The organism is Micromonospora thermarum, assembly GCF_012034245.1.
GTDB classification, from domain to species: Bacteria; Actinomycetota; Actinomycetes; order Mycobacteriales; family Micromonosporaceae; genus Micromonospora; species Micromonospora thermarum.
The window spans coordinates 97,948-121,413 of the sequence record NZ_JAATEO010000002.1 but is presented as its reverse complement, the minus strand read 5'-3'; the positions used below and the strand labels follow the sequence as shown (position 1 = coordinate 121,413).

The 23,466-nt window shown below is 74.6% G+C and carries 24 protein-coding genes; 13 read left to right on the top strand and 11 right to left on the bottom strand.

Features of this window, described 5'->3' with window-relative positions:
- Window positions 1–6 precede the first annotated feature (6 nt).
- Window positions 7–594: a 3-isopropylmalate dehydratase small subunit gene (leuD, locus tag HCJ94_RS02325; RefSeq protein ID WP_167999279.1), complete on the top strand. Its 588-nt coding sequence runs from the start codon at window positions 7–9 to the stop codon at window positions 592–594.
- Between the two features lie 172 nt (window positions 595–766).
- Window positions 767–1,369: an HU family DNA-binding protein gene (locus tag HCJ94_RS02320; protein ID WP_309227113.1), complete on the top strand. Its 603-nt coding sequence runs from the start codon at window positions 767–769 to the stop codon at window positions 1,367–1,369.
- A 110-nt stretch (window positions 1,370–1,479) separates the two neighbouring features.
- Here HCJ94_RS02320 and HCJ94_RS02315 read toward each other — a convergent pair whose 3' ends face one another.
- From HCJ94_RS02315 to cofC, 5 genes are read right to left on the bottom strand one after another with little or no spacing between them, the layout of a single operon-like run.
- Complete coding sequence (locus tag HCJ94_RS02315; protein ID WP_167999277.1) at window positions 1,480–2,385, bottom strand: NUDIX hydrolase; 906 nt, start codon at window positions 2,383–2,385, stop codon at window positions 1,480–1,482.
- Window positions 2,382–3,911: a CYTH and CHAD domain-containing protein gene (locus HCJ94_RS02310; RefSeq protein WP_240943811.1), complete on the bottom strand. Its 1,530-nt coding sequence runs from the start codon at window positions 3,909–3,911 to the stop codon at window positions 2,382–2,384. Before HCJ94_RS02310 ends, HCJ94_RS02315 begins: the two co-directional genes overlap by 4 nt.
- Window positions 3,912–3,924: 13 nt before the next feature.
- The gene (locus HCJ94_RS02305; protein ID WP_167999276.1) at window positions 3,925–6,249 is read right to left on the bottom strand and encodes an RNA degradosome polyphosphate kinase; all 2,325 of its coding nucleotides are present in this window, start codon (window positions 6,247–6,249) and stop codon (window positions 3,925–3,927) included.
- A 54-nt stretch (window positions 6,250–6,303) separates the two neighbouring features.
- Complete coding sequence (locus HCJ94_RS02300; protein ID WP_205800521.1) at window positions 6,304–6,501, bottom strand: cold-shock protein; 198 nt, start codon at window positions 6,499–6,501, stop codon at window positions 6,304–6,306.
- A gap of 10 nt (window positions 6,502–6,511) precedes the next feature.
- Window positions 6,512–7,165 (bottom strand): 2-phospho-L-lactate guanylyltransferase, encoded by a 654-nt coding sequence (cofC, locus tag HCJ94_RS02295; RefSeq protein WP_309227112.1) that lies wholly within the window; start codon window positions 7,163–7,165, stop codon window positions 6,512–6,514.
- 128 nt (window positions 7,166–7,293) lie between these two features.
- On the opposite strand from cofC, the gene HCJ94_RS02290 reads away from it, so the two are divergent.
- From HCJ94_RS02290 to HCJ94_RS02270, 5 genes are read left to right on the top strand one after another with little or no spacing between them, the layout of a single operon-like run.
- Window positions 7,294–8,028, top strand: coding sequence for a lysophospholipid acyltransferase family protein (locus tag HCJ94_RS02290; protein WP_167999273.1), 735 nt, complete (start codon window positions 7,294–7,296; stop codon window positions 8,026–8,028).
- Window positions 8,025–9,044, top strand: coding sequence for an NAD(P)H-dependent glycerol-3-phosphate dehydrogenase (locus HCJ94_RS02285; protein WP_167999272.1), 1,020 nt, complete (start codon window positions 8,025–8,027; stop codon window positions 9,042–9,044). Before HCJ94_RS02290 ends, HCJ94_RS02285 begins: the two co-directional genes overlap by 4 nt.
- 5 nt (window positions 9,045–9,049) lie before the next feature.
- Window positions 9,050–10,165, top strand: a complete 1,116-nt coding sequence (locus HCJ94_RS02280; RefSeq protein ID WP_167999271.1) for a cystathionine gamma-lyase — start codon at window positions 9,050–9,052, stop codon at window positions 10,163–10,165.
- Entirely contained in the window at window positions 10,162–11,046 is an 885-nt protein-coding gene (locus HCJ94_RS02275) for a putative protein N(5)-glutamine methyltransferase (protein WP_167999270.1), read from the top strand. Before HCJ94_RS02280 ends, HCJ94_RS02275 begins: the two co-directional genes overlap by 4 nt.
- A gap of 38 nt (window positions 11,047–11,084) precedes the next feature.
- The gene (locus tag HCJ94_RS02270) at window positions 11,085–12,137 is read left to right on the top strand and encodes an ROK family protein (RefSeq protein WP_167999269.1); all 1,053 of its coding nucleotides are present in this window, start codon (window positions 11,085–11,087) and stop codon (window positions 12,135–12,137) included.
- A 171-nt stretch (window positions 12,138–12,308) separates the two neighbouring features.
- Here HCJ94_RS02270 and HCJ94_RS02265 read toward each other — a convergent pair whose 3' ends face one another.
- Window positions 12,309–12,509: a DUF397 domain-containing protein gene (locus HCJ94_RS02265; protein ID WP_167999268.1), complete on the bottom strand. Its 201-nt coding sequence runs from the start codon at window positions 12,507–12,509 to the stop codon at window positions 12,309–12,311.
- Between the two features lie 4 nt (window positions 12,510–12,513).
- On the bottom strand, window positions 12,514–13,359 hold the full coding sequence (locus HCJ94_RS02260; protein WP_167999267.1) for a helix-turn-helix domain-containing protein: 846 nt from the start codon (window positions 13,357–13,359) through the stop codon (window positions 12,514–12,516).
- A gap of 229 nt (window positions 13,360–13,588) precedes the next feature.
- On the opposite strand from HCJ94_RS02260, the gene HCJ94_RS02255 reads away from it, so the two are divergent.
- The gene (locus tag HCJ94_RS02255) at window positions 13,589–13,852 is read left to right on the top strand and encodes a hypothetical protein (protein WP_167999266.1); all 264 of its coding nucleotides are present in this window, start codon (window positions 13,589–13,591) and stop codon (window positions 13,850–13,852) included.
- Window positions 13,853–13,904: 52 nt separating this feature from the next.
- On the opposite strand, the gene HCJ94_RS02250 is transcribed toward HCJ94_RS02255, so the two are convergent.
- A complete protein-coding gene (locus tag HCJ94_RS02250; protein WP_167999265.1) occupies window positions 13,905–15,170 on the bottom strand; it encodes an ATP-binding protein in 1,266 nt (421 codons plus the stop codon).
- A gap of 187 nt (window positions 15,171–15,357) precedes the next feature.
- On the opposite strand from HCJ94_RS02250, the gene HCJ94_RS02245 reads away from it, so the two are divergent.
- Window positions 15,358–16,464, top strand: coding sequence for a D-alanine--D-alanine ligase family protein (locus HCJ94_RS02245; RefSeq protein ID WP_167999264.1), 1,107 nt, complete (start codon window positions 15,358–15,360; stop codon window positions 16,462–16,464).
- Between the two features lie 113 nt (window positions 16,465–16,577).
- Here the strand turns inward: HCJ94_RS02245 and HCJ94_RS02240 are convergent, their stop codons facing one another.
- Window positions 16,578–17,216: a DUF3515 family protein gene (locus HCJ94_RS02240; protein ID WP_373684179.1), complete on the bottom strand. Its 639-nt coding sequence runs from the start codon at window positions 17,214–17,216 to the stop codon at window positions 16,578–16,580.
- A complete protein-coding gene (locus HCJ94_RS02235) occupies window positions 17,217–17,450 on the bottom strand; it encodes an Lrp/AsnC ligand binding domain-containing protein (protein WP_155333652.1) in 234 nt (77 codons plus the stop codon).
- Window positions 17,451–17,547: 97 nt separating this feature from the next.
- Here HCJ94_RS02235 and HCJ94_RS02230 point away from each other — a divergent pair, with 97 nt between their 5' ends.
- Complete coding sequence (locus HCJ94_RS02230; RefSeq protein WP_167999262.1) at window positions 17,548–18,501, top strand: thiamine-phosphate kinase; 954 nt, start codon at window positions 17,548–17,550, stop codon at window positions 18,499–18,501.
- Between the two features lie 28 nt (window positions 18,502–18,529).
- A complete protein-coding gene (locus HCJ94_RS02225; protein WP_167999261.1) occupies window positions 18,530–18,997 on the top strand; it encodes a GNAT family N-acetyltransferase in 468 nt (155 codons plus the stop codon).
- A gap of 248 nt (window positions 18,998–19,245) precedes the next feature.
- Here the strand turns inward: HCJ94_RS02225 and rpmB are convergent, their stop codons facing one another.
- Window positions 19,246–19,437: a 50S ribosomal protein L28 gene (gene rpmB / locus HCJ94_RS02220; protein WP_088963534.1), complete on the bottom strand. Its 192-nt coding sequence runs from the start codon at window positions 19,435–19,437 to the stop codon at window positions 19,246–19,248.
- A 176-nt stretch (window positions 19,438–19,613) separates the two neighbouring features.
- On the opposite strand from rpmB, the gene fakA reads away from it, so the two are divergent.
- Together fakA and recG are read left to right on the top strand one after the other, a co-directional pair.
- Window positions 19,614–21,248: a DAK2 domain-containing protein gene (gene fakA, locus HCJ94_RS02215; RefSeq protein ID WP_167999260.1), complete on the top strand. Its 1,635-nt coding sequence runs from the start codon at window positions 19,614–19,616 to the stop codon at window positions 21,246–21,248.
- Window positions 21,245–23,449, top strand: coding sequence for an ATP-dependent DNA helicase RecG (recG, locus tag HCJ94_RS02210; RefSeq protein ID WP_167999259.1), 2,205 nt, complete (start codon window positions 21,245–21,247; stop codon window positions 23,447–23,449). The genes fakA and recG overlap by 4 nt, the downstream gene beginning before the upstream one ends.
- The last annotated feature ends 17 nt before the right edge of the window (window positions 23,450–23,466 follow it).

Genomic DNA, 23,466 nt, shown 5'->3' with positions numbered 1-23,466 from the left:
CCGCTGATGGAGAGGTTCACCACCCACACCGGCACCGCCGTGCCGCTGCGCCGGTCCAACGTGGACACCGACCAGATCATCCCCGCCGTGTATCTCAAGCGGGTGACCCGGACCGGTTTCGCGGACGGCTTGTTCAACGCGTGGCGGGAAGATCCGGAATTCGTCCTCAACGATCCCGCGTATTCGGGTGCGTCGATTCTCGTCGCCGGTCCGGAGTTCGGCACCGGCTCCTCCCGGGAGCACGCCGTCTGGGCCCTGCGCGACTGGGGGTTCCGCGCCGTGATCTCCCCGCGCTTCGGTGACATCTTCCGGGGCAACGCCCTCAAGGAGGGTCTGCTCCCGGTCGAGTTGGAATTGAAAGCCGTCGAGGAGATCTGGGCCGCCGTCGAGGCCGATCCGACCACCCCGGTCACCGTCGACCTGACCGCCCGCCAGGTCCGCGTCGGGGGGGCCACCTGGTCGTTCCCGCTGGACGACTTCAGCCGCTGGCGGCTGATGGAGGGCTTGGACGACATTGGACTCACCCTCCGGCACGAGGCCGACATCAGCGCCTTCGAGGCGTCCCGGCCGTCGTTCCTGCCCACCGTCGCATAGCGCGGCGCCCCTTCGCCGCGCCGATTCCGCCCCCACCGGTCTCACCGGTGGGGGCGAATCCGTTGCGACACAAGGGCTTTTTTCCACCGAATGTTTGTGTCCCGGCAGCACAGGGCATACCGTGCGCGCAGAATGGCTCGCGTCGAGTCAGTTGCACAATCGGGAGGAAGTCGTGAACAAGGCCGAGCTCATCGAGGCGCTCGCCGTTCGCCTGGGGGACCGGAAGACGGCGACGGCCGCGCTCGACGCGGTCCTCGCTGAGGTCCAGGCGGCGGTCACCAAGGGCGAGAAGGTGGCGATCACCGGCTTCGGAGCGTTCGAGAAGCGTGTCCGAGGAGCCCGAACAGCCCGGAATCCGCGAACCGGCGAGACGGTGAAGGTCAAGAAGACCTCCGTCCCGACCTTCCGCGCGGGCGCCGGGTTCAAGGAGATGGTGGCCAGCGGCAAGGTGCCGAAGGCCACGGCGGCGGCGAAGAAGACCACCGCCGCTGCCAAGACCACCGGCGCGAAGGCGGCCGGCGCCAAGGCCACCGGCGTCGCGGCCAAGAAGACCACGGCGGCGAAGGCGGCGAAGGCGACCACGACCAGGGCCGCCGCCGCGAAGAAGACCACCACGAAGGCTGCCCCGGCGAAGAAGACCGCCGCGGCGAAGAAGACCGCCGCGGCGAAGAAGACCACGGCGGCGAAGAAGACCGCCACCGCCACCAAGAGCGCGGCGGCCAAGAAGGCCCCCGCGAAGAAGGCTCCCGCCAAGAAGGCAGCGACCAAGCGCTGACCCGAGGCGTACGACGGGGGCGTCCACCGTTGCGGTGGACGCCCCCGTCGCGTCGTTGCGGTCGCTGGTGGCCACGGGACCCACCGGAGGCGTCCGGCAGGGCCGCTTTCCTACAGGCGGTCGGCGGCGAGGAGGCGGTCGCCCGAGAACGCGAGCAGCCAACCGCCGCCCTTCGGCGTGGTGAAGTCGTCCGTGCGGCCGCTGAGGCGCTCCAGGGCCCCCGGGATCACCTTTCCCTGGCTGCACACCGCGACCGGCTCGCCGGCCACGGCGAGAGCGGCGAGCCGGGCGGCCGTGGCCAGTACGCACTCGTCACGATCCTGACCCGGTCGCGGCTCGTCGAGGTCGCCGTCGACATCGATGGGCAGGTCGAGCAGCGCCGCCGCCGGGTCGAGGGTCTGCACGCAGCGGCGCGCCGACGCGGAGACCAGGCGTACCGGCCGGACCAGGGCCACCAGGGGCGCGAGCGCGTGCGCCTGCGCCCAGCCCTGCGCGTCCAGCGGCCGGCCGATGTCCGGCCCGGCCCAGGTGCCCCGCTTGCCGGCGTGCCCGTGCCGGACGAGCGCCATCGCCACCGTCACCGGTGGCAGGGCCGCGAACGCGGCGAGCACCTCCGCGTCGTGCGGGTAGCTGACCAGCCGGGACGCCTCGTCCACGGCGAGCCACCGCACGTCGTCGACCTCGGTGCCGGGCTGGAAGCCGCCGCCGGCGACCGCCCGCATCGACCAGTAGTCGACGACCTTCGGCCGGCCCTCGCTGCGGTAGCTGACGCTCGGCAGGCGGATCTGCGGCACCGCCCGTACGTCGGTCTCCTCGGCGACCTCGCGGACGGCGGCGAGCAGGGGGTGCTCGGCCGGCTCCAGCTTGCCCTTGGGCAGCGACCAGTCGCCGTACCGAGGGCGGTGCACCAGGCAGACCTCCACACCGGTCGGGCCGGGTCGCCAGACCACGCCTCCCGCCGCCCGGATGCCGGGCGGTGCGACCGGCCCACCCTCCGTCGTCGGGGGCCCGCTCACCGCAGCCACGCCGTCCGTCGCCGCCGGCTGGCCCGCCGCCACGCCCCCGGGAACTCCGCCCGGACGCGCCGCACGGTCGCGCGCTCCCGTTCCAGCAGCCGGCCGGCGGTCACCGCCAGGTCGTGGTCGTCCGGTCGCGTGTCGGCGACGTCCCGCCAGGTCTCGGCGGCGACCGCCGCGTCCTGGTGTTCGCCGAGCAGGTCCTGCACCCGGGCCAGCTTGCGGGCCAGCTTCGCGGCGTCCCCGCCGAGCACGGGCGCCACGGCGGTGACCGCGGACCGGGCCTGCTTGCCGTCCTTGCGCACGGTGTGCCACTGCTCGTCCGGCCCGTCCTGGGCGAGCGCCGCGACGCTGCCGGGCCGGCCCGGGGCGCCGGCCAGCCGACGCCACGGGCGGGCCACCAGGCGCGGCAGGACGTCCCGGGCGGGCGCGGCGGCCCGGCGGGTCAGCCGCGGCGCCCCGGCGGCCAGCACCAGGGCGTCGACCAGGGCCCGGTAGCGGTCCGAGCGGACCGCCTCGTCGACGGCGGCCAGGGCCGCCTCCTGCCGTTCGGCCAGGACGGCGTCGAGCCGGTCGACCGCCGCCGGGTCGAGCGGGTTCAGCGGGTCGGCCACGGCGGTACGCCGTAGCCGTTCCCGCAGCACCTCGGCGTCCCGCGCGGCGCCGAGCGCGTCCGCGAGCCACTTCAGCTCGTCCCGCAGCCGGCGTGCCCACCCGGGCCGGACCAGCCGCCGGAAGGTCTTCAGGTCGCTGCGCATCCGCCGGCAGGCGACCCGCATCTGGTGCACGGCGGTGTCGTCGTCGCCGACCGGTGCGCGGAGCCGGAGCAGCGGGTCGTGCGCGACGAGCCGCCGCACCTCGCGGCGGAGCGCCTCGGTCACCACCTCGCCGGCGGTCGGGTCGGCCGGCAGGCCGGCGGGGGCGACCAGGTCGGGTTCGCCCTCGGCCGCCGCGCCGAGCGCCCGGACGTGCTTCGGGACGAACCCGCCGTCCCGGGCACCGGACTCCCGCAGCAGCGCGCCGATCCGGTCCAGCAGGTCCCGGTCGCAGGCCTTCCGTTCGACCTCCACCTCCCGGAATGCGGCGGTGGTGGCACCGTCGGCGTCGAGCGCGGTGACGTCGTCGTCCACGACCTCGGCGAGCACCGCGCCCGCGTCGTCGTGGACCTCGTACGCGCGGCGGACCGTGCGCACCACGGCCGCCGGTGCCAGCGGGGCGCCCCGGTGCACGACGGTGACCAACTCCACCAGGTCGGACGGGGGCGCGCCGGAGGCACCCGGCCGGGAGATCTCGTGCCGGACGCCGGGGGTGTCGGTCGGCAGCTTCACCGTCCAGGGAAGCGCGTCGCCCTCCCGGTGGCGCAACGAGACCCCGGCCCGTGCGAGCCGCAGGTCGACGGTGTCGAAGTACGTGGCGACGAGGGTCACCGGCGGCAGTTCGCGCACGCCGCCGCCCTCGGGCGCCGCCGCGGTCAGCTCCGGCAGCGCCCAGCCGTCGTCCACCTCGTACTTGCGCTCCTCCTCCATCAGGTAAGCCTAGTCAGCCGGCCGTGCCGCCGACGCGCCGCAGCAGCAGGTCCTGGAGGTGGACCAGCGGCACGTCGTCCCCGGTACGCCGGGTCCAGGTGCCGTCCGCGGCCAGCTCGAACGCGTCCACGTCCGGGCTGAACGCCGCCGTCAGCACGTGGTCCAGCTCGGCCCGGGCCACCGGGTCGCTGACCTGCACCAGGGCCTCGACCCGGCGGTCCAGGTTGCGGTGCATCAGGTCGGCCGAGCCCATCCAGAACTCGGCGTCGCCGTTGTTGCCGAACCGGAAGACCCGCGAGTGCTCCAGGAAGCGGCCGAGGATGGACCGGACCCGGATGTTGTCGGACAGGCCCGGTACGCCCGGCCGCAGCGTGCACATGCCACGGATCAGCAGGTCCACGTGGACACCGGCCCGGGATGCGCGGTAGAGGGCGTCGGTGACCTCCTCGTCGACCAGCGAATTCACCTTGAACTGCACCAGACCCGGCATACCGAGCCGGACGTGCGAGATCTCCCGCTCGATCCGCTCGATCAGCCCGCTGCGGATGCCCTGCGGCGCGACCAGCAGCCGCCGGAACGCGGTCTGCCGGCTGTAGCCGGTGAGCACGTTGAACAGGTCGGTCAGGTCGGCGCCGATCTCCGGGTCGGCGGTGAGCATCCCGAAGTCCTCGTAGAGGCGCGCGGTCTTCGGGTGGTAGTTGCCGGTGCCGATGTGGCAGTAGCGGCGGATCTGGTTGCCTTCCTGACGCACCACCAGCGCGGTCTTGCAGTGCGTCTTGAGGCCCACCAGGCCGTAGACCACGTGGCAGCCGGCGCGCTCCAGCGTACGAGCCCAGCCGATGTTGGCGATCTCGTCGAACCGGGCCTTCAACTCGACCAGCACCACCACCTGCTTGCCGGCGGCGGCCGCGTCGACCAGCGCGTCGACGATCGGGGAGTCGCCGCTGGTGCGGTAGAGGGTCTGCTTGATCGCCAGCACGTTCGGGTCGGCCGCCGCCTGCTCGATGAAGCGCTGCACGCTGGTGGCGAACGAGTGGTACGGGTGGTGCACCAGCACGTCACCGTCCCGCAGCGTGGCGAACACGCTCCGCGGCACCTCGCCCTCGGCGAGCCGGGGATGTGTGGCGGGCACGAAGGGCGGGTCCTTGAGGTCCGGCCGGTCGGCGTCGCCGTACAACTGCCAGAGCGCCGACAGGTCGAGCAGTCCGCGCACCCGCAGGACGTCCTGGGCGTCCATGTCCAGCTCGCGGACGAGCAGTTCCAGCATGTGGTCGGAGATGGAGGCGGCCACCTCCAGCCGCACCGGCGGGCCGAAGCGGCGCCGCGCCAGCTCGCGCTCCAGCGCCTGGAGCAGGTCCTCGTCGCGGTCCTCGTCGACCTCCACCTCGGCGTTGCGGGTGACCCGGAACAGGTGGCACTCGACCACCTGCATGCCGGAGAAGAGCTGGCCCAGATGCACCGAGATCAGGTCCTCCACCGGCATGACGCGGAGGCCCGGCTGGTCCCGGTGGACCCGGACGAACCGGGGCACGTTGTTGGGCACCTTCACCCGGGCGAACAGCTCCGAGCCGCCGTCGGGGTCACGGACCGACACCGCCAGGTTGAGCGACCGCCCCGAGATGTACGGAAAGGGGTGCGCCGGGTCGACCGCGAGCGGCGTGAGCACCGGGAAGATCTGCTCCCGGAAGTAGGTGCGCAGCCGCTCCCGCTCGGCGTCGTCGAGGTCGCCCCAGCTCAGGATGCGGATGTCCTCGGCGGCGAGCTTCGGCAGCACGTCGTCGACGAAGCAGGCGGCGTGCCGGGTGACCAGGGCGGCCGTCCGCTCGGCGATCAGTTCGAGCTGGGTGCGCAGCGGCAGCCGGTCGCCGCCGCGGACCGGCAGGCCGGCGGAGAGCCGCCGCTTCAGGCCGGCGACCCGGACCATGTAGAACTCGTCGAGGTTGCTGGCGAAGATGGCCAGGAACTTGGCCCGCTCCAGCAGCGGTGTGCGCGGGTCCTCGGCGAGGGCGAGGACCCGGGCGTTGAAGTCCAGCCAGGAGAGCTCCCGGTTGAGGAAGCGGTCCTCGGGCAGGGGCTCGACCACCGGCGGCTCGTCGGCGGCGGCCGCCGGGGCGGCGGGTGGCGTGAAGCGGGCCGACGCCGGGTCCAGCACCTCCTCCAGCCCGGCCGAGGCGGCGGCCGCGTCGGTGCCGGCGGTGTCGGGGCGTACGTCGGCGGTGTCGGTGGACCGGGTGGCGCTGAAGCGGCCGTCGGCGCCCCGGGGGCGGGCGCCGTTGCGGGATTCGGCCGGCTCGGTTGCGGAGGGCTGGTCGGCGGGGTGCTCGCGAGGGGTACTCACCCGCTCATCTTCACCCGAATCGGGTTAACGCAAAATGAACTTGAGCGGGGTTGCTCAGGCCATGGTCGGCAACGTCACGCGCACCACCGCGCCGGTGTCGTCCGTCTCGATCCGGACCCGCTGCCCGAGCCGGAGCAGCCGCAGCCCGGAGGCGTCGAACGCCCGCGCCGGGAACGCCAGTTCCGTGCCGTCGTCGAGGAGCAGCACGCCGCTGCGGTTCGCCGCGTCGTAGGTGGCCACCGTGCCCTGCATGACCGGCACGCTACACGTGCCGGCCCGCCGGCGCGGCGCCCGCGCCGCACAGCGCCGCGGTGTGGGGCCCCAGCCCGAGCCGGGTCGCGGCGGCCAGGTCCTCGACGGTGTCGACGTCGCGGCGCAGGCTCGGCCAGTCGCCCACCAGAGCCAGCGCCCCGCTGGCCGCGTGCGCCGCCGCCGACCCCACGCCGAAGCGCGGATCGAGGGGTACGCCCGGCGGGGCGGCCAGCAGCACGGTGCCGCTCCCGGGTGCGTCGGCGACGTACCGGCGTACCCCGGCGGGGCCGGCCTGCGCCGCCCCCAGCGCCGCCGCCAGCTCGGCCGGGCGCAGCGCGGGCAGGTCGGCGGTGAGGCCGGCCACCCAGCCACCCCGCGCGGCCGCCGCGCCGTGCCGGAAGGCGGCGTTGAGCCCGCCGGCCGGTGAGTCCGGCAACACCCGGGCGCCCGCTCCGCCGGCCACCGCCGCCACCCGCGGGTCGTCGGTGACCACCAGCACGTCGGCCACCGCCGCGCACGCCCGCACCGCGCGGACCGTGTCGGCCGCCAGCGCCAGCGCCAGCCCCTCGTGGGGTACGCCCCGCAGCGCGCCCCGCAACCGGCTCTTCGCGACGCCCAGGCGCTTCACCGGCACCACCACGCTCCAGACCAGTTGAGAGGTCACCTCGTCATCCTGCCAGCCCGCCGCCGGTACCCTCACTGGCCGGACCCGGGGCGAGCAGGCATGATTTCACCTCGCGGGGTCACCGGCGGGTGGACCGGCGGGGTCGTACGGCGGCAGGAGGAGGCGCGGTGGCGCGGCGCAGGCTGGGGTTCTGGCAACGGTTCGCCGTGGTGCTGGTGAAGCCCGTGATGACCGTCTGGACGCGCCGCACCTGGCGTGGCCTGGAGCACCTCCGCCGCCCCGGTGGCGTGATCATCGTTCCGAACCACATCTCGCACGCCGACCCCCTCGTCTCCGCGCACTTCATCTACGACTCCGGGCGCTGGCCGCAGTTCCTCGGCAAGGCCAGCGTCTTCCGGGTGCCGGTGATCGGTTGGATCCTGCACCGCTGCAAGCAAATCCCGGTCGAGCGCGGCACGGTCGACGCGGTGAAGTCGCTCGACGCCCTGGTCGCCGCCCTGCGCGAGGAGGGCAGCGTGGTGATCTACCCGGAGGGCACCACCACCCGCGAGCCGAACCTGTGGCCGATGAAGGGCAAGACCGGCGCGGCCCGGCTCGCCCTGGCCACCGGCGCGCCGGTCATCCCGCTGGCGATGTGGGGCCCGGAGCGTATCTTCGACCCGCGGACCAGCCGCCTGAACCCCCGCCCGCGCATCCCGGTGACCGTGGTGGCCGGACCCCCGGTCGACCTCAGCCGGTGGACCGGCGCCACCCCGACGAAGGCCGTACTCGAGGAGATGACGGACGCCATCATGCTGCGGCTGCGTGACCTGCTCGCCGAGATCCGGGACGAGACCCCACCCGCGCTGTGGGAACGCCCCGCCCGTCAAGGCCGCGCCGAGCGCCCGGGGGCCGCCGCGTGAGCGAGCGTGTCGAGCGAACCAGCGGGCACGTCGCGGTGCTGGGGGCCGGCTCGTGGGGGACGGCCTTCGCCAAGATCCTCGCCGACGCCGGCCGGGACGTCACCATCTGGGCCCGGCGGCAGCCGGTCGCGGACGTGATCCGCGCCGAGCGGCGCAACCCCGAGTACCTGCCGGGACTCGTGCTGCCCGACCGGGTCACCGCGACCGGCGACGCCCTGGAGGCGATCAAGGGTGCGGAGCTGGTCGTGCTCGCGGTGCCGTCGCAGACACTGCGCGGCAACCTCGCCGAGTGGGCGTCGCACCTGCACCCCGACGCCACGCTGGTGTCCCTGATGAAGGGCATCGAGCTGGGCACCACCAAGCGGATGAGCGAGGTCATCGTGGAGACCGCCGGGGTCGCGGCGGACCGGGTGGTGGTCGTCTCCGGTCCCAACCTGGCCCCCGAGATCGCCGCCGAGCAGCCGGCCGCCACCGTGGTCGCCTGCACCGACGTCGACCGGGCCACGCTGGTGCAGCGGGCCATCACCACGCCGTACTTCCGCCCGTACACCAACGACGACGTGATCGGCTGTGAGCTGGGCGGCGCGGTCAAGAACGTGATCGCCCTCGCGTACGGGATCGCCACCGCGATGGGCTTCGGCCACAACACCCGGGCCATGCTCGTGACCCGGGGACTGGCCGAGACCGCCCGGCTGGGCGTCGCGCTCGGCGCCGACCCGCTCACCTTCGCCGGCCTGGCCGGGATGGGCGACCTGGTCGCCTCCTGCTCGTCCCCGTCGGCCCGCAACCGCACCTTCGGCGAGCACCTCGGCCGGGGCGCGACCCTGGAAGAGGCGCGGATCGCCACCCGGCAGACCGCCGAGGGCGTCAAGAGCGCACTGGCCATCCGCGACCTGGCCCGGGCGCACGGTGTGGAGATGCCGATCACCGAGCAGGTCGAGCTGGTCTGCCACGAGGGGGTCGACCCCCGGCGGGCCGTCGAGGCGCTGATGAGCCGCACGACGAAACCGGAGTGAGGGGCATGGCGGACGACCACGACGGCACCCGCTGCGTCCACGCCGGGCTGCCGGAACCCGTGCCCGGAGAGCCGTTCCTGCCCGGGCCGGTGTTCGCCGCGCCGTACCACCTGGACCCCTGGGCGGGGCCGGCGACGGCGCCGAACGGCTACGGCCGGCCGGACAATCCCACCCGGCGGCACCTGGAGGCGGCGATCGGGGAGCTGGAGGGCGGCCAGTGCCGGGTCTTCGCCACCGGCCAGGCGGCGATCACCGGGCTGCTGCTGACCGTGCTGCGGCCCGGGGACACCGTGGTGCTCCCGACCGACGGCTACTTCCCGGTGCGGTCGTTCGCCACGGACACCCTGGCCGGCATCGGCGTACGGGTTCTCTTCGCCCCGACGGCCGGGCCGTACCCGGACCTCGACGGCGTACGCCTGGTGCTCGTGGAGACCCCGGCCAACCCCGGCCTGGACGTCGTCGACGTGCCCGCGCTGGCGGCCCGGGCGCACGCCGCCGGCGCCCTGGTCGCGGTGGACAACACCACCGCGACCCCGCTCGGGCAGTGCCCCCTGGACCTCGGCGCGGACCTGGTGGTGGCCTCCGGCACCAAGGCCCTCACCGGGCACTCGGACCTGCTGCTGGGGTACGTCGCGACCCGGTCGGCCGACCTGCTGGAGGCCGTGACGGGGTGGCGGACGATCACCGGGGCGGTCCCCGGGCCGTTCGACGCCTGGCTGGCGCACCGGTCGCTGGCCACCCTCGACCTGCGCCTGGCGCGGCAGACCGCGAACGCCGAGGCCCTCGCCCGGCTGCTGGTGGCCCGCCCGGACGTGACCGGCCTGCGCTGGCCGGGCCTGCCGGACGATCCGGCGTACGCGGTGGCGTCTGTCCAGATGCGACGGATGCCGGGGGTGCTCTCGTTCGACCTGGGCGACGCCGAGCGGGTCGCGCGGTTCCTCGACGCGGCCCGGCTGGTCGCGGCGGCCACCTCGTTCGGTGGCCTGCACACCACCGCCGACCGTCGGGCGCAGTGGGGCGACGACACCGCGCCCGGATTCGTCCGCCTCTCGTGCGGGGTGGAGGACACCGTCGACCTGGTCGCCGACGTGACCGCCGCGCTGGACACGGCGGGTCGATGACCGGGGCGGGCGACCGGGACGCCCTGGAGCCCGTACCGACGGCACCGCCCGGCCGCGCCGGGACACCCGACCAGGCCCTGGTCGAGCGGCTGCGCGCCGCCGGCTGCGTCTACGCCGAGGACGAGGCGGAGCTGCTGGTCGCCGCCGCGGGCACCCCCGACGCGCTGGCCGAGCTGGTCGCGCGCCGGGTCGCCGGGGAGCCGCTGGAGCACCTGCTCGGCTGGGTGGACTTCGGCGGTGTCCGGGTCGGCGTCGACCCCGGCGTCTTCGTGCCGCGTGCCCGCAGCCTGCTGCTGGTGTCGGCCGCGGTCGCGCTGACCGGCCCGGCACCGGCCGTGGTGGAGCTGTGCTGCGGCTCCGGTGCGTTGAGCGTGCTCCTCGCCGGGCGGCTCGCGCCCCGCTTCCACGCCGCGGTGGACGTCGACCCGGTGGCGGTGGCGTGCGCCCGGCGCAACCTGGCCGGGCGGGGCGTACCGGTGTACGCCGGCGACCTGTTCGACCCGCTGCCGGCGGAGTGGCGTGGCCGGCTGGACCTCGTCGTGGCGAACGCCCCGTACGTGCCGACGGAGGCGGTGGCGCTGATGCCGCCCGAGGCCCGGTTGCACGAGGCGCGGGTGGCGCTCGACGGCGGCCCGGACGGGCTCACGGTGCTGCGCCGCGTCGTGGCCGGCGCCGCGGAGTGGTTGGCGCCCGGCGGGCACCTGGTCGTCGAGGCCGGTGCGAGCCAGGTGGCGGTCCTGGAGGCGTTGCTCGGCGAGGTCGGGCTGGTACCGACGGTGGTCCGGGACGACGACCTCGGTGGCACGGCCGTCACCGGCACCCGCCCACCCGGACGGAGGTCCGGCTCCTCGGGCGTGGCGGGCCGCCGGGACGGGAACTAGCCTCACGTCAGATCACGACGGCGGGAGGGCGGAGTTTCGTGGGCAGCGCAGGGGTGCCGGTGGTCGTCGGCCTGGACAACGGCGGCACCAGCAACAACGCCACGGTTCTCACCGTGGACGGGCGGTTCCTCGTCGACGGGCTGATGGAGACCCCGAGCGAGGTGCAGGCCGGCCCGGAGGCGGCGATCGAGGCCCTCGCCCGGGCCTTCGACGGGGCGCTGGCCGCGACCGGCGTGCCCCGGGAGCTCGTCCGCGCCGTGGGACTGGACACGCCGGGGCCGGCCAGCGCGACCGGGGTCATCTCCTCCCGCGGCTCCACGAACTTCTCCCAGCCGGCCTGGCGGGGCTACGACGTGCGGGGCGCGCTGGAACGGCGGCTGGGCCTGCCGGTGGCGTACCTCAACGACGGCAACGCCGCCGCCCTGTACGCGCACCACACGTACTTCGGCGCCGACGCGATGCGCCGCTCGTCGGTCTCGGCCATCGTCGGCACCGGGCTGGGCGGTGGTGTGGTCGAGGGCGGCCGGGTGATCGCCGGGGCGGCCGGCATGGCGGGCGAGCTGGGGCACGTACACCTGCCGCTGGACGGGCTCCTCGGGCCCGGCCAGGCGCAGCCCACCTGCGCCTGCGGCTTCACCGGGGACGCGGAGAGCGTCGCTTCCCTGACCGGGATCGCGCGCAACCTGCTGCCGTACTGGCTGACCCGCTTTCCGGGGCACCCGCTGGCCGCCGAGCCGCCCGAGCGGGCCGCGAAGCTGGTTCGCGGGCTCGGCGAGCGGGGCGACCCGCTGGCCCGGGAGATCTTCACGCAGCAGGCGATGGCGATCGGCCGGCTCTTCACCCTCGCCGCCAACTTCACCGACCCCGACGCGTACTTCGTCGGGGGTGGCGTGGTGGAGGCGGCGCCGGAGTTCCGGGACTGGTTCCTGGCGACCGTACGGGAGCACACCGTGCTGCGGGAGGAACAGGCCGCCGTGGCCACCTTCGCCCTGGTGCCCGACCGGGACATGGCCGGTGCCCGCGGGGTGGCCATCGCGGCGCTGGAGGCGCTGCGGGCCGAGCCCGCGCCGCAGCCGCTGGTCGGCGGCTAGCCGGCGCCCAGCCGGGCCGGGACATCACCGCGCGGCCGGGCCGCACCTCGACGCCAGGCCCTGGCCGGGGCCTGGCGACGCGAGGTCCCGGCCGGACCGGGACGTCGACGCAGGCTCCTGGCCCGGCGACGCGGGCGGCGGAGGGACCGTCGCCGCCCGCGTCGGCGGGGGTCAGCGGCGGGGCGGTGCCGCGGCGAAGCTCTCCCAGGCCCGCGGGGCGAAGAGGAGCACCGGCCCACCCGGGTCCTTGGAGTCGCGGACGCCCACCACGCGGGGCAGCGTCGCGATCTCGACACACGCCCCCTCGTCGCCGCTGTGGCTGCTCTTGCGCCACCCGGCCCGGGCCAGCTCCGCGCTTGTCGTCGGGGTCATCGTCCTACCGTCCCTTCATGAGTTGCCGGAGCTGGTCGCGGCTGGCTGCCGGGCTCAGGGCCACGCTCCGCAGGTGCTCCATGATCTTGGTGCAGGTACGCAGGTCGCCCGGCCGGTCCAGCACCATCTGCCCGGCGACGGTCTCCACCGAGGCGATGATCGGGTCCTCCGGGTCGGCGAACTCCAGGATGTGCAGCGAGCCGCGGGTGCCCCGGTGGTAGCCGGCGGACAGCGGGATGACCTGGACCGTGACGTTGGGCAGCTCGCCCATCTTCAGCAGGTGCTGAAGCTGCGCCTCCATGACCGTGCGCTCGCCCACCGGCCGCAGCAGCGCGCCCTCGTCGATGATCGCGTCGAAGATCGGCGGGTTGTCGGCGACGAGCCGCTGCTGCCGGTCGAGCCGGAGCTGCACCCGCTGCTCGACCTGCTCGTCCCCGAGGGTGTGCGGGCCGCCCCGCATCACCCCGCGGATGTAGTCGGCGGTCTGGAGCAGGCCGGGCACCACCGAGGGTTCGAAGTTGGCGATGCCGGTGGCCTCGGCCTCCAGGGCGATGAAGTCGATGGTGCGCCGGTCCAGCAGGTACGAGTACGACACCCACCAGCCGGGCTTGCGCGCGTCCTTGGCGAGCTGCACGGCCGCGGCCACCTCGTCCGGCGCCACTCCGTAGAGCGTGAGAAGCGCGCGAACGGTGGCCGGGCTGACCAGCGTCTGCGCGTTCTCATAGCGGGACAGGGTGCTGCGGGTGCTGTTGATCTCGTCCGCCGCGGCCTCCAGGGTGAGCCCGGCAGCCTCCCGGTGCGTACGCAGGGCGATGCCCAGCCGGCGGGCGCGGGCGGTCTTGGGAGCCATGTATCGATCCTCGCACATCTCCGGGAAGCTGTACATGAGAGAACGCGGGTGAGAGTTGCATTCATGGCCGTCGTGATGCCACTCTGTCATCAAGTCCTCACCGGCGGTTGTCGTGGCGACGGCGGCGGTGAGTGACCGGAGGGGATGGGGCGCGCGGCGATCGGGTTTCTCCCCCGTACCCGATCGCCGCGTGCCACGCCCGGTGGCCCGCCAGCCGAAGGGACTCGACGTGCGTACTGCCCAGCAGCCCCGACCCGAGCGCGCCAACGGCGCGGCGCTGACCCGGTTCCTGGTCGTGCTCACCGACGTGCGTCCCGACGACGGCTACCGCGACGAGCGCAACAGCCCGGAGCGGCGGCGTCAGGTGGTGAGCGCGAGCAGCCGCGAGGCGGCCGACCGGATCGCGGGGGCCTTCATGGCGCTGGGCATGGTGCGGGCGGGCCGGCAGCGGGTCAAGGTGATCGCCATCGGCCGGCGGCACGCCCGCGGATAGACGGCGGCCCGGCGGGTTGCCGGAACCCGCCGGGCCGTCCCCACGGCGCCGCTCAGAGCATCTTGCGCTTCTTCAGGTACGCGACCAGGTCGTCGTAGACGCCACCCTCGTTCGCGAACATCGCCACGTTGCGGGCGGTCGCCATCCACGGCCGCGTCGACGGCCGGACCTCCTTGAGCGCCCGGTCCAGGTCGCGCTGCTCGATCATCCGCACCTCACCGGTCCGCACCGAGTCGGCCATCGCGAACTCGGCGGCCGTCTCGCAGAGGTGGGCGAGGTCGGCGCCGGAGAAGTCCTCCGTTGCGCCGACCACCTTGCGCAGGTCGATGCCGGCGATCGGGCGCTCCCGCAGGTGGTACTCCAGGATGGACCGCCGGGCCTCGGCGTCCGGCGGGAGCACCAGCACCACCCGGTCCAGCCGCCCGGGACGGCGCAGCGCCGGGTCCACGTCCCACGGCGTGTTGGTGGCGGCCAGCACGAAGACGCCCTCGTTGCTGCCCTCCATGCCGTCCAGCTCGGCCAGGAGCTGGTTGCCCAGCGTCCGCATGGAGCTGGAGCTGACCTGGGAGCGCTTGTGGCCGAGCGCGTCGACCTCGTCGAGGAAGAGCACGCAGGGGGCGTTGCGGCGGGCCGCCTCGAACAGCTCGTGCAGGTTGCGTTCCGAGTTGCCCATCCACATGTCGAGCACGTCCACGATGGACAGCGAGATGAACTTGGCGCCCATCTCACCGGCGACCGCCCGGGCGAGGAACGTCTTCCCGCAGCCGGGCGGCCCGTAGAGCATCAGGCCGCCGCGCAGGCTCTTGCCGTACATCCTGCGCAGCTGCGGGTTGCGCAGCGGGCCGAGGAAGGCCAGCTCCAGCCGCTCCTTGACCGCCGTCATGCCACCGACGTCGGCCAGCCGGATCCCGGAGACCTCCACGTCGTAGATCCGGTCGGCGTCCCCGGCCACCGGCTCCGGCTCGTCGCCCGCACGGGCGAAGCGCGGCGGCACCACGTCCGCCAGCTCCTGCTCGTAGGCCGCGAGCGGGTCCGCCGTCGCGCCGGCCGCGTCCCCGGCCCGCTGCGCCGGCGGCTGCGGGGCCGCCGGGGTCGGTGCCGGCGACGGGGGTACGGAGCCCGTGAGCGCCCGCTGCATGAGGGCCTGTGCCTCGTCGCTGCCCGGGTCGCGGGCCAGCGCCTGGCCGATCTGGGCGATCGCCTCACCGCTCCGGCCGGCGTCCAGCAGCAGCGTGGCGAGGTGCAGGCGGAGCGGCAGGTCCTCCGGGCGGGCGTCCAGGGCCGCCGAGAGCGAGTCGATGAGGGCGTCGGAGCTCATAGGACGAGCAGCGTAACGGGCGGACGCCGGCTCCGGTGGTCCCGCAGGTCCGATTACGCACCGTGTATCGCCGATCGACCGGTTGCTGACCCTGCCGACCTCTGCCCGGGTATCGGCCGCCGGCACTCGCCACGCACAGTAAGGTCAACCGGGTGAGCGCGAGTCGCGTACGAAGAGGTGAGGGCCGATGACCACCCCAGGCAGGACCCGCGTGGCGATCGTCTTCGGCGGCCGCAGTCCCGAGCACGGCATCTCCTGCGTCAGCGCGGGCAGCGTGCTCGCGGCGCTCGACCCCGACGAGTACGAGGTCGTGCCGGTGGGCATCACCCGTGCCGGCCAGTGGGTCCTGACCAGCGGCGACCCGGGCCAGCTCGCGATCAACGCCCGGCGGCTGCCGGAGATCACCGCGGAGTCCGGCACCGACATCGTGCTGCGCGCCGACCCGACCGGCAACGGGCTGATGGTGCTCGACCCGGCCGAGGGCCCCCGGGCGCTCGCCGACGTGGACGTGGTCTTCCCGGTGCTGCACGGCGCGTACGGCGAGGACGGAACCATCCAGGGGATGCTGGAGATGGCCGGCATCCCGTACGTCGGGGCGAACGTGTTCGCCTCCGCCGCCGCGATGGACAAGGAGTTCACCAAGAAGCTCTGCGCCGCCGAGGGCATCCCGGTCGGCCCGTACGTGGTGCTCCGCAGTGGCATGACGCTGAGCGAGGAGGACAAGCGGCACCTCGGCCTGCCTGTCTTCGTCAAGCCCTCGCGGGCCGGCTCGTCCTTCGGCATCACGAAGGTCAGCGACTGGGCGGAGCTGGACGACGCGGTCGCCACCGCCCGCCAGATCGACCCCAAGGTGCTCGTCGAGGGGGCGATCGTCGGCCGGGAGATCGAGTGCGGCGTGCTGGAGGGCGAGGCCGGTGGCGTACCGGAGGCGTCCGTGCTCGCCGAGGTCCGGGTGGTCGGCGACTACGACTTCTACGACTTCGAGGCGAAGTACGTCGACGCGGACGTCGCCTGCGAGTACGACATCCCGGCCGGCCTGCCGGAGCGGGTGACCCGCCAGATCCAGGAGTACGCGGTCCGCGCGTTCACCGCGATCGACTGTGCCGGCCTGGCCCGGGTGGACTTCTTCGTCACCCCGGAGCTCGACGTCTACCTCAACGAGATCAACACGATGCCCGGCTTCACGCCGTCGTCGATGTTCCCGCGCATGTGGGCGGCCTCCGGGCTGGAGTACCCGAAGCTCGTCAACCGCCTCATCCGCTCCGCCCTCCACCGCGGCGTCGGCCTGCACTGAGGCCGACCCGGGATCCGCGCACCTGCAGCGAAAGAGTGGCCCCCGCGACGCGGGAGCCACTCTTTCCGTGAATCTGCGCCCTTCGAGGGCGGGCGGCGCGACGAACGCGCGAGTCAGCCCTGGCAGCCCGTCGGGGCGGGGCCGGCCGACGGCACCGAGGCGACGATCGTGTCGGAGATGGGGGAGAGCCACTGCAGCGGCTGCTCGTACGCCCGCGGCACCCGGACCGTCACCGCGGTCTCCCGGTCCAGCGTGGTCAGCACGGTGGCGTCGCTCTCCTGCCGCCCGTGCCAGCAGACCTTGTTGACCAGCCAGACGTCGTCGGTGGCGCCCACGGTCGGCTCGGCGCCGCCGCAGGCGACGGTGAGCGCCGGGTCGCCGTACGCGGCGTTCTGCTCGGCGCCCGCGGTGACCGGACGCTGCGACAGGTCCTGGATGGTCGGCGGAAGCTGGGAGAGCAGAGCGCGGCAGACCGTGGCGGGCCGCTCGGCCAGGGGCGGGGCGGCCATCTCGACCGGCGCGGTGGACTGCGCCCGGGGTGCCGTCGCCGACGGGGTGGGCTCAGCCGCCGGCTCGTCCGGCGCGAGCTGGGCGAACGCCAGCGCGCCCACCAGCACGGTCACCGGGAGCGCGATCGCCGTCGCGATCAGGGCGGCGCCGCGGGTGGACCGGTCGCGGCCCGGAGTCGCGGCGGGCTCGCTCGTCTCGTCGCGGGTGGCGTCGGTCACGGAGGAGTCGGTCATCTTGTCCACTTACAGGCGCACCACCGAACACGTGAGGGTGCGGGTGATGCCGGGTACCATCTGCACCTTGCTGACGATGAGTTTGCCGAGCTCGTCGACGGTGTTCGCCTCGGTGAGGACCACCACGTCGTAGGGCCCGGTGACGGCGTCCACGCGTACCACGCCGGGGATGTCCGCGATCTCACCGGCCACGTCACGCGCCCGGCCGACCTCTGTCTGGATGAGGATGTATGCCTGAACCACGACTAGACCTCCGTCCGTCGCCGCTGCGTGAGCGGCCCGAAGGGAGAAAGTACCTTACGGACCAGGTCTGATCCCGATCGGTGGTCAAGGAGAAGCGGTGAGCGAGCACGGCACGAGCGTCGTGGGGGTGGGGGAGTTCGGTCTGATCGACCGGGTGACCGCCCGGTTGTCGTACGGATCGACGGTTCTGCTCGGTCCCGGGGACGACGCGGCGGTGGTGGCCGCCTCGGACGCCCGCGTCGTCGCCTCGACAGACGTGCTGGTGGAGGGGCGGCACTTCCGGCGGGACTGGTCCGGCGCGCGTGACATCGGCCACCGGGCGGCGGCGGCGAACCTGGCCGACGTGGCGGCCATGGGCGCGCGGCCCACCGCCCTGCTGGTCGCCCTCTGCATGCCGGCGGACCTCGCGATCGCGTGGGCGGAGGAACTGGCCGACGGGCTGGCCGCCGAGGCGGCCACGGTGGGCGCCAGCGTGGTGGGCGGCGACATGTCGTCGAGTCCGACTTTGACCATCGCGGTGACCGCGCTCGGCGATCTCGGCGGCCGGGCGCCGGTGACGCGGGCGGGGGCCCGGCCCGGGGACGTGGTGGCCCTCGCCGGCCGCACCGGGTACGCGGCGGCCGGGCTCACCGTGCTGTCCCGGGGCTTCCGGACCCCCCGGCTGCTGGTCGAGGCGTACCGGCGGCCGGAGGTGCCGTACGCGGCCGGTCCGCAGGCGGCCGACGCCGGGGCGACCGCCATGATCGACGTGTCGGACGGGCTGCTGGCCGACCTGGGGCACGTCGCCCGGGCGAGCGGGGTGGCCATGGACGTGCGCCGGGACGCGTTCGAGGTGCCCCGGCAGATGCGGGACGCCGCCCAGGCGCTCGGCGTCGACCCGTACACCTGGCTGCTGGCCGGTGGCGAGGACCACGCGCTGGCCGCGACCTTTCCCCCGGCGGTGCCGCTGCCCGAGGGCTGGCGGCCGGTCGGCGAGGTCACACCCGGCTCCGGCGTGACGGTGGACGGCCGGCCGTGGGAGGGCGCCGCCGGCTGGGACCACTTCCGGTAAGGGCTCACGCCGGTCGTACCCTTTACGTGTGCAGAACCTGGAGATCCACGTCGCCCGCTTCGACGCGCCCGAGTCGCAGGCGCTGATCCGGGCGGCCCTCGCCGACCTCGGCCAGCGGTACGGCGGCAGCGGCGACGACACCCCGGTGGACGCGGCCGAGTTCGAGCCGCCGGCCGGTACGTTCCTCATCGCCTTGCTCGACGGCCGACCGGTCGCCTGCGGCGGCTGGCGCAGCCACGGTGAGGACGGCGACATCGCCGAGCTGAAGCGGATGTACGTGGCCCCCGAGGCGCGGGGCCGGGGCGTGGCCCGGGCGGTGCTGGCGGCGGTGGAGCGGTCGGCGCGTGAGCAGGGCCGCAAGCGGGTCGTGCTGGAGTGCGGCGACCGGCAGCCCGAGGCGATCGCCCTCTACTCCTCGTCCGGCTACGAGCGCATCCCCAACTTCGGCTTCTACAAGGACGCCCCGGGCTGCATCTCCTTCGGCCGAACCCTCTGACCCTCCCCGCCCCGCGCCCCCCTCTCCCGCGATCTTGCACTTTGTGCCCCGGCGAAGCGGGTCGAAAGCCGCATATGGAGGGCCGAAAGTGCAAGATCGCGGGGGAGAGCGGGGGAGAGCGGGGAGAGCGGGGGAGAGCGGGGGAGAGCGGGGGAGAGCGGGGGAGAGCGGGGGATCCGGGCCGCGGACACGGCAAAGCCGGCGGGCCCCCCGAGGGGGCCCGCCGGCGATGACGAGCTGTTACCGCGTCAGGCGCGGGTGACCTTGCCGGCCTTGATGCAGGAGGTGCAGACCTGCATCTTCTTGGTGTTGCCACCACCGGCCGGGGTACGCACCGACTGGATGTTCGGGTTCCAGCGGCGGTTGGTCCGCCGGTGCGAGTGGGACACGTTGTGGCCGAAGCCCGGTCCCTTGCCACAGACGTCGCACACGCTAGCCACGGGATACTCCTGGGATTGATACGTTCATGAGGTCGCCGCCAGGCGCTGCCCGGGCAACCTGGCCAGGTTACCCGATACACCGGCCCGGCGACCAATCGCCCCCGGTGCGGCCGGACACGCCGGGCCTCGCCCGGCGACCCCGGCACGTGTCGGTGCGCGCCAGTAGGCTACTCGCCGTGCTGGACACCCTCGACGCCGCCGCGGTCCGCCGCTGGTGCGCGGGCGGGCTGGCCGCGCTGAAGCGGCACCAGGGCGAGATCGACGATCTCAACGTCTACCCGGTGCCCGACGGCGACACCGGCACCAACCTGGTGCTCACCCTCACCTCCGCGCAGCAGGCGCTGGCGATGGATCTGGACACGCTGCCCGGCGACGGGCCCACCCCGCACGGGCACGCGCTGCGGCTGATGGCCCGGGGCGCCCTGCTCGGCGCCCGGGGCAACTCCGGGGTGATCCTGTCGCAGATCCTGCGCGGCTTCGCCGACGCGGTGGCCGCCGCTCCCGCGGTGCGCGGTCGCGAGCTGGCCGCGGCGCTGGGTGACGCCGCCACCGCCGCGTACGCCGCCGTCGCCACCCCGGTGGAGGGGACGCTGCTCACGGTCGTGGCCGCCGCCGCCGTGGCGGCCGAGCGCGCGGACAGCGACGACCTGCCCACGGTGGCCCGCGCCGCGGCGGGCGAGGCGAGCCGCGCGCTGAGCCGTACCCCCGAGCAGCTTCCCGCGCTGGCCCGCGCCGGCGTGGTCGACGCCGGCGGCCGGGGCCTCTGCCTGCTGCTCGACGCCCTGGTCGAGGTCGTCACCGGCGAGCGCCCGGAACACCCGGTGTCCGCGCCGCGCCCGGTGGGCCCGCCGGCCACCAGCGTCCGCGAGGCCGGCTCCGAGGCGTACGCGTACGAGGTGCAGTACCTGCTCGACGCCGAGCCGGCGGCGGTGACCCGGCTGCGGGAGGAGCTGGCCGGCCTGGGCGACTCGCTGGTGGTGGTGGGCGATGGCGCCGCGTCCGCCGGCACGTGGAACGTGCACGTCCACGTCAACGACGTCGGCGCGGCGATCGAGGCGGGGGTCGTCGCCGGCCGCCCGCATCGGATCACCGTGACCCGCTTCGCCGACCAGGTCGCGCCGGCCCCGGCCGGCCCAGCGGACGAGGCGCCGACGGTCCCCGACGGCCGGGCCGCCGTGGTGGTGGCCGCCGGCGCCGGCATCGCGAAGCTGTTCGCCGGCGAGGGGGCGACCGTGGTGCCCGGCAACCCGTCCACCGGCGAACTGCTCGACGCGATCCGCGCGACCGGCGCCGCGTGGGTGGTGGTGCTGCCCAACGACCCGAACACGCAGGCGGTGGCGAGCAACGCGGCGAAGGAGGCGCACCGGCTCGGCGTGAAGGTCAGCGTGGTGCCGACCCGGTCGCCGGTGCAGGCCCTGGCCGCCCTCGCCGTCCGCGACCCCGGCCGGCGCTTCGAGGACGACGTCATCGCGATGGCCGAGGCCGCCGGCGCCTGCCGGTACGCGGAGGTCTGCCACGCCAGCCGGGAGGCGCTGACCGTCGCCGGCCCCTGCCGTCCGGGCGACGTGCTCGCCCTCGTCGACGGGGAGGTGCACCTCATCGGGTCGGACCTGCTGGCCACCTGCACCGCCGTGGTCGACCGGATGCTCGGTGGCGGCGGCGAGCTGGTCACGCTGCTGTCCGGGGCCGACGCCCCGGCCGGCCTGACCGACGCGGTGCGCGACCACGTCACCCGGGCCTGGCCGTTCGTCGAGGTGCACGCGTACCCGGGTGGCCAGCCGCACTACCCGCTCCTGGTGGGGGTCGAATGACGTCGGAGCAGGCCACGGGCGACACCCCGCTCAAGAAGCTGGTCGGTGAGAAGACGGCGAAGGCCCTCGCCAGCCACCTCGACCTGCACACTGCGGGGGACCTGCTGTACCACGTCCCCCGGCGGTACGACGAGCGCGGCGAGCACACCGACATCCGCTCGCTCGATGTCGGCGAGCAGGTCACCGTGCTCGCCCAGGTGCAGCGCACCGCCGTCCGACCGATGCGGCAGCGCCGGGGCAACCTGCTGGAGGTGACGGTCGGCGACGGCTCCGGCGGCACGCTCACCCTGACGTTCTTCGGCAACCAGGCCTGGCGCGAGCGGGACCTGCGCCCCGGCCGGTGGGGGCTGTTCGCCGGCAAGGTCACCGAGTTCCGGGGCAAGCGGCAGCTCAACGGCCCGGAGTACGTGCTGCTCGGCTCCGGCGGCGAGGGTGAGGCGGCGGCGAGCGAGGAGGTCGAGGAGTTCGCGGGCGCGCTGATCCCGGTCTACCCGGCCGCCGCGGCCGTGCCGACGTGGGTGATCGCCCGCTGCGTCCGGGTCGTGCTGGACACGGTCACCCCGCCGGACGACCCGCTGCCGGCCACCGTGCGGGCCACCCGCAACCTGGTCGGCCTCGACACCGCCCTGCGGGAGATCCACCGCCCGTCCAGCAAGGAGGCGCTCTACCGGGCCCGGCGTCGGCTCAAGTGGGACGAGGCGTTCGCGGTGCAGCTCACCCTGGTGCAGCGCAAGCACCGGGCCGCCGCCCGGCCGGCCCGACCCCGCCCCGCGGCACCCGGCGGTCTGCTCGACGCGTTCGACGCCCGCCTGCCGTACGAGCTGACCCGTGGGCAGCGCGACGTCGGCGCCGAGATCGCCACGGACCTGGCCACCGCCCACCCGATGCATCGGCTGCTCCAGGGCGAGGTCGGCTCCGGCAAGACGGTGGTCGCGCTGCGCGCGATGCTCCAGGTGGTCGACGCGGGCGGGCAGGCCGCCCTGCTCGCCCCGACCGAGGTGCTCGCCGCCCAGCACCACCGGGGCATCCTCGACCTGCTGGGGCCCCTTGGCCGGGCCGGTGAGCTGGACGCGGCCGACCACGCCACCCGCGTGGAGCTGGTCACCGGGTCGCTCGGCGCGGCGGCCCGCCGCCGGGCCCTCGGGGAGGTGCGCAGCGGCGCCGCCGGCATCGTTCTGGGCACGCACGCACTGCTGTACGAGGGTGTCGACTTCGCCGACCTCGGCCTGGTGGTGGTGGACGAGCAGCACCGCTTCGGCGTCGAGCAGCGGGACGCGCTGCGGGCCAAGGCCGAGCAGCCGCCGCACGTGCTGGTGATGACGGCCACGCCGATCCCGCGCACGGTCGCCATGACCGTCTACGGCGACCTGGAGGTGTCCACTCTCTCCCAGCTGCCCCGGGGCCGTTCGCCGATCGCGTCGCACGTCGTACCGGCGGCGGACAAGCCGGCCTTCCTGGACCGGGCCTGGCGCCGGCTGCGCGAGGAGGTGGCGGCCGGCCACCAGGCGTACGTGGTGTGCCCGCGGATCGGTGAGGGTCCGGTCTCGGATGAGGAGGCACCGCCGCCGGAGGACGACACCGGCCGGCGGCCTCCGCTCGCGGTGACCGAGGTGGCGCCGCTGCTCGCCGAGGGGCCCCTGCACGGGCTGCGCATCGGCGTGCTGCACGGCCGGCTGCCCGCCGACGAGAAGGACGCGGTGATGCGTTCCTTCGCCGGCGGCGACCTCGACGTGCTGGTGGCCACCACCGTCGTCGAGGTCGGTGTGGACGTACCCAACGCCACCGTGATGATCGTGCTGGACGCCGACCGGTTCGGCGTGTCCCAGCTGCACCAGTTGCGGGGTCGGGTCGGCCGGGGTGCCGCGCCGGGCCTCTGCCTGCTGGTCACCGAGGCGACCGAGGGCAGCCCCGCCCGCGAGCGGCTGGACGCCGTGGCGTCCACGACGGACGGTTTCAAGCTCGCCGAACTCGACCTGGAGCAGCGCCGGGAGGGCGACGTGCTCGGCGCGACCCAGTCCGGCCGCCGCTCGCACCTGCGGCTGCTGTCGCTGCTGCGCGACGCGGACCTGATCCGCGACGCCCGCGCGGAGGCGATCGCCCTGGTCGAAGAGGATCCGGACCTGAGCCGTCACCCGGCGCTGGCCGCCTCGGTGGCCGCCCTGGTCGACGCCGACCGCGCCGAGTACCTGGAAAAGGGCTGAGGCGGACGGCCGTCCCG

Coding starts and splice junctions, on each gene's coding strand:
- leuD (WP_167999279.1), top strand. CDS start 7: ATGGAGAGGTTCACCACCCACACCGGCACCGCCGTGCCGCTGCGCCGG.
- HCJ94_RS02310 (WP_240943811.1), bottom strand. CDS start 3,911: ATGGAGGAGGAGCGCAAGTACGAGGTGGACGACGGCTGGGCGCTGCCG.
- HCJ94_RS02300 (WP_205800521.1), bottom strand. CDS start 6,501: ATGCAGGGCACGGTGGCCACCTACGACGCGGCGAACCGCAGCGGCGTG.
- HCJ94_RS02280 (WP_167999271.1), top strand. CDS start 9,050: ATGGCGGACGACCACGACGGCACCCGCTGCGTCCACGCCGGGCTGCCG.
- HCJ94_RS02275 (WP_167999270.1), top strand. CDS start 10,162: ATGACCGGGGCGGGCGACCGGGACGCCCTGGAGCCCGTACCGACGGCA.
- HCJ94_RS02265 (WP_167999268.1), bottom strand. CDS start 12,509: ATGACCCCGACGACAAGCGCGGAGCTGGCCCGGGCCGGGTGGCGCAAG.
- HCJ94_RS02260 (WP_167999267.1), bottom strand. CDS start 13,359: ATGGCTCCCAAGACCGCCCGCGCCCGCCGGCTGGGCATCGCCCTGCGT.
- HCJ94_RS02250 (WP_167999265.1), bottom strand. CDS start 15,170: ATGAGCTCCGACGCCCTCATCGACTCGCTCTCGGCGGCCCTGGACGCC.
- HCJ94_RS02245 (WP_167999264.1), top strand. CDS start 15,358: ATGACCACCCCAGGCAGGACCCGCGTGGCGATCGTCTTCGGCGGCCGC.
- recG (WP_167999259.1), top strand. CDS start 21,245: ATGACGTCGGAGCAGGCCACGGGCGACACCCCGCTCAAGAAGCTGGTC.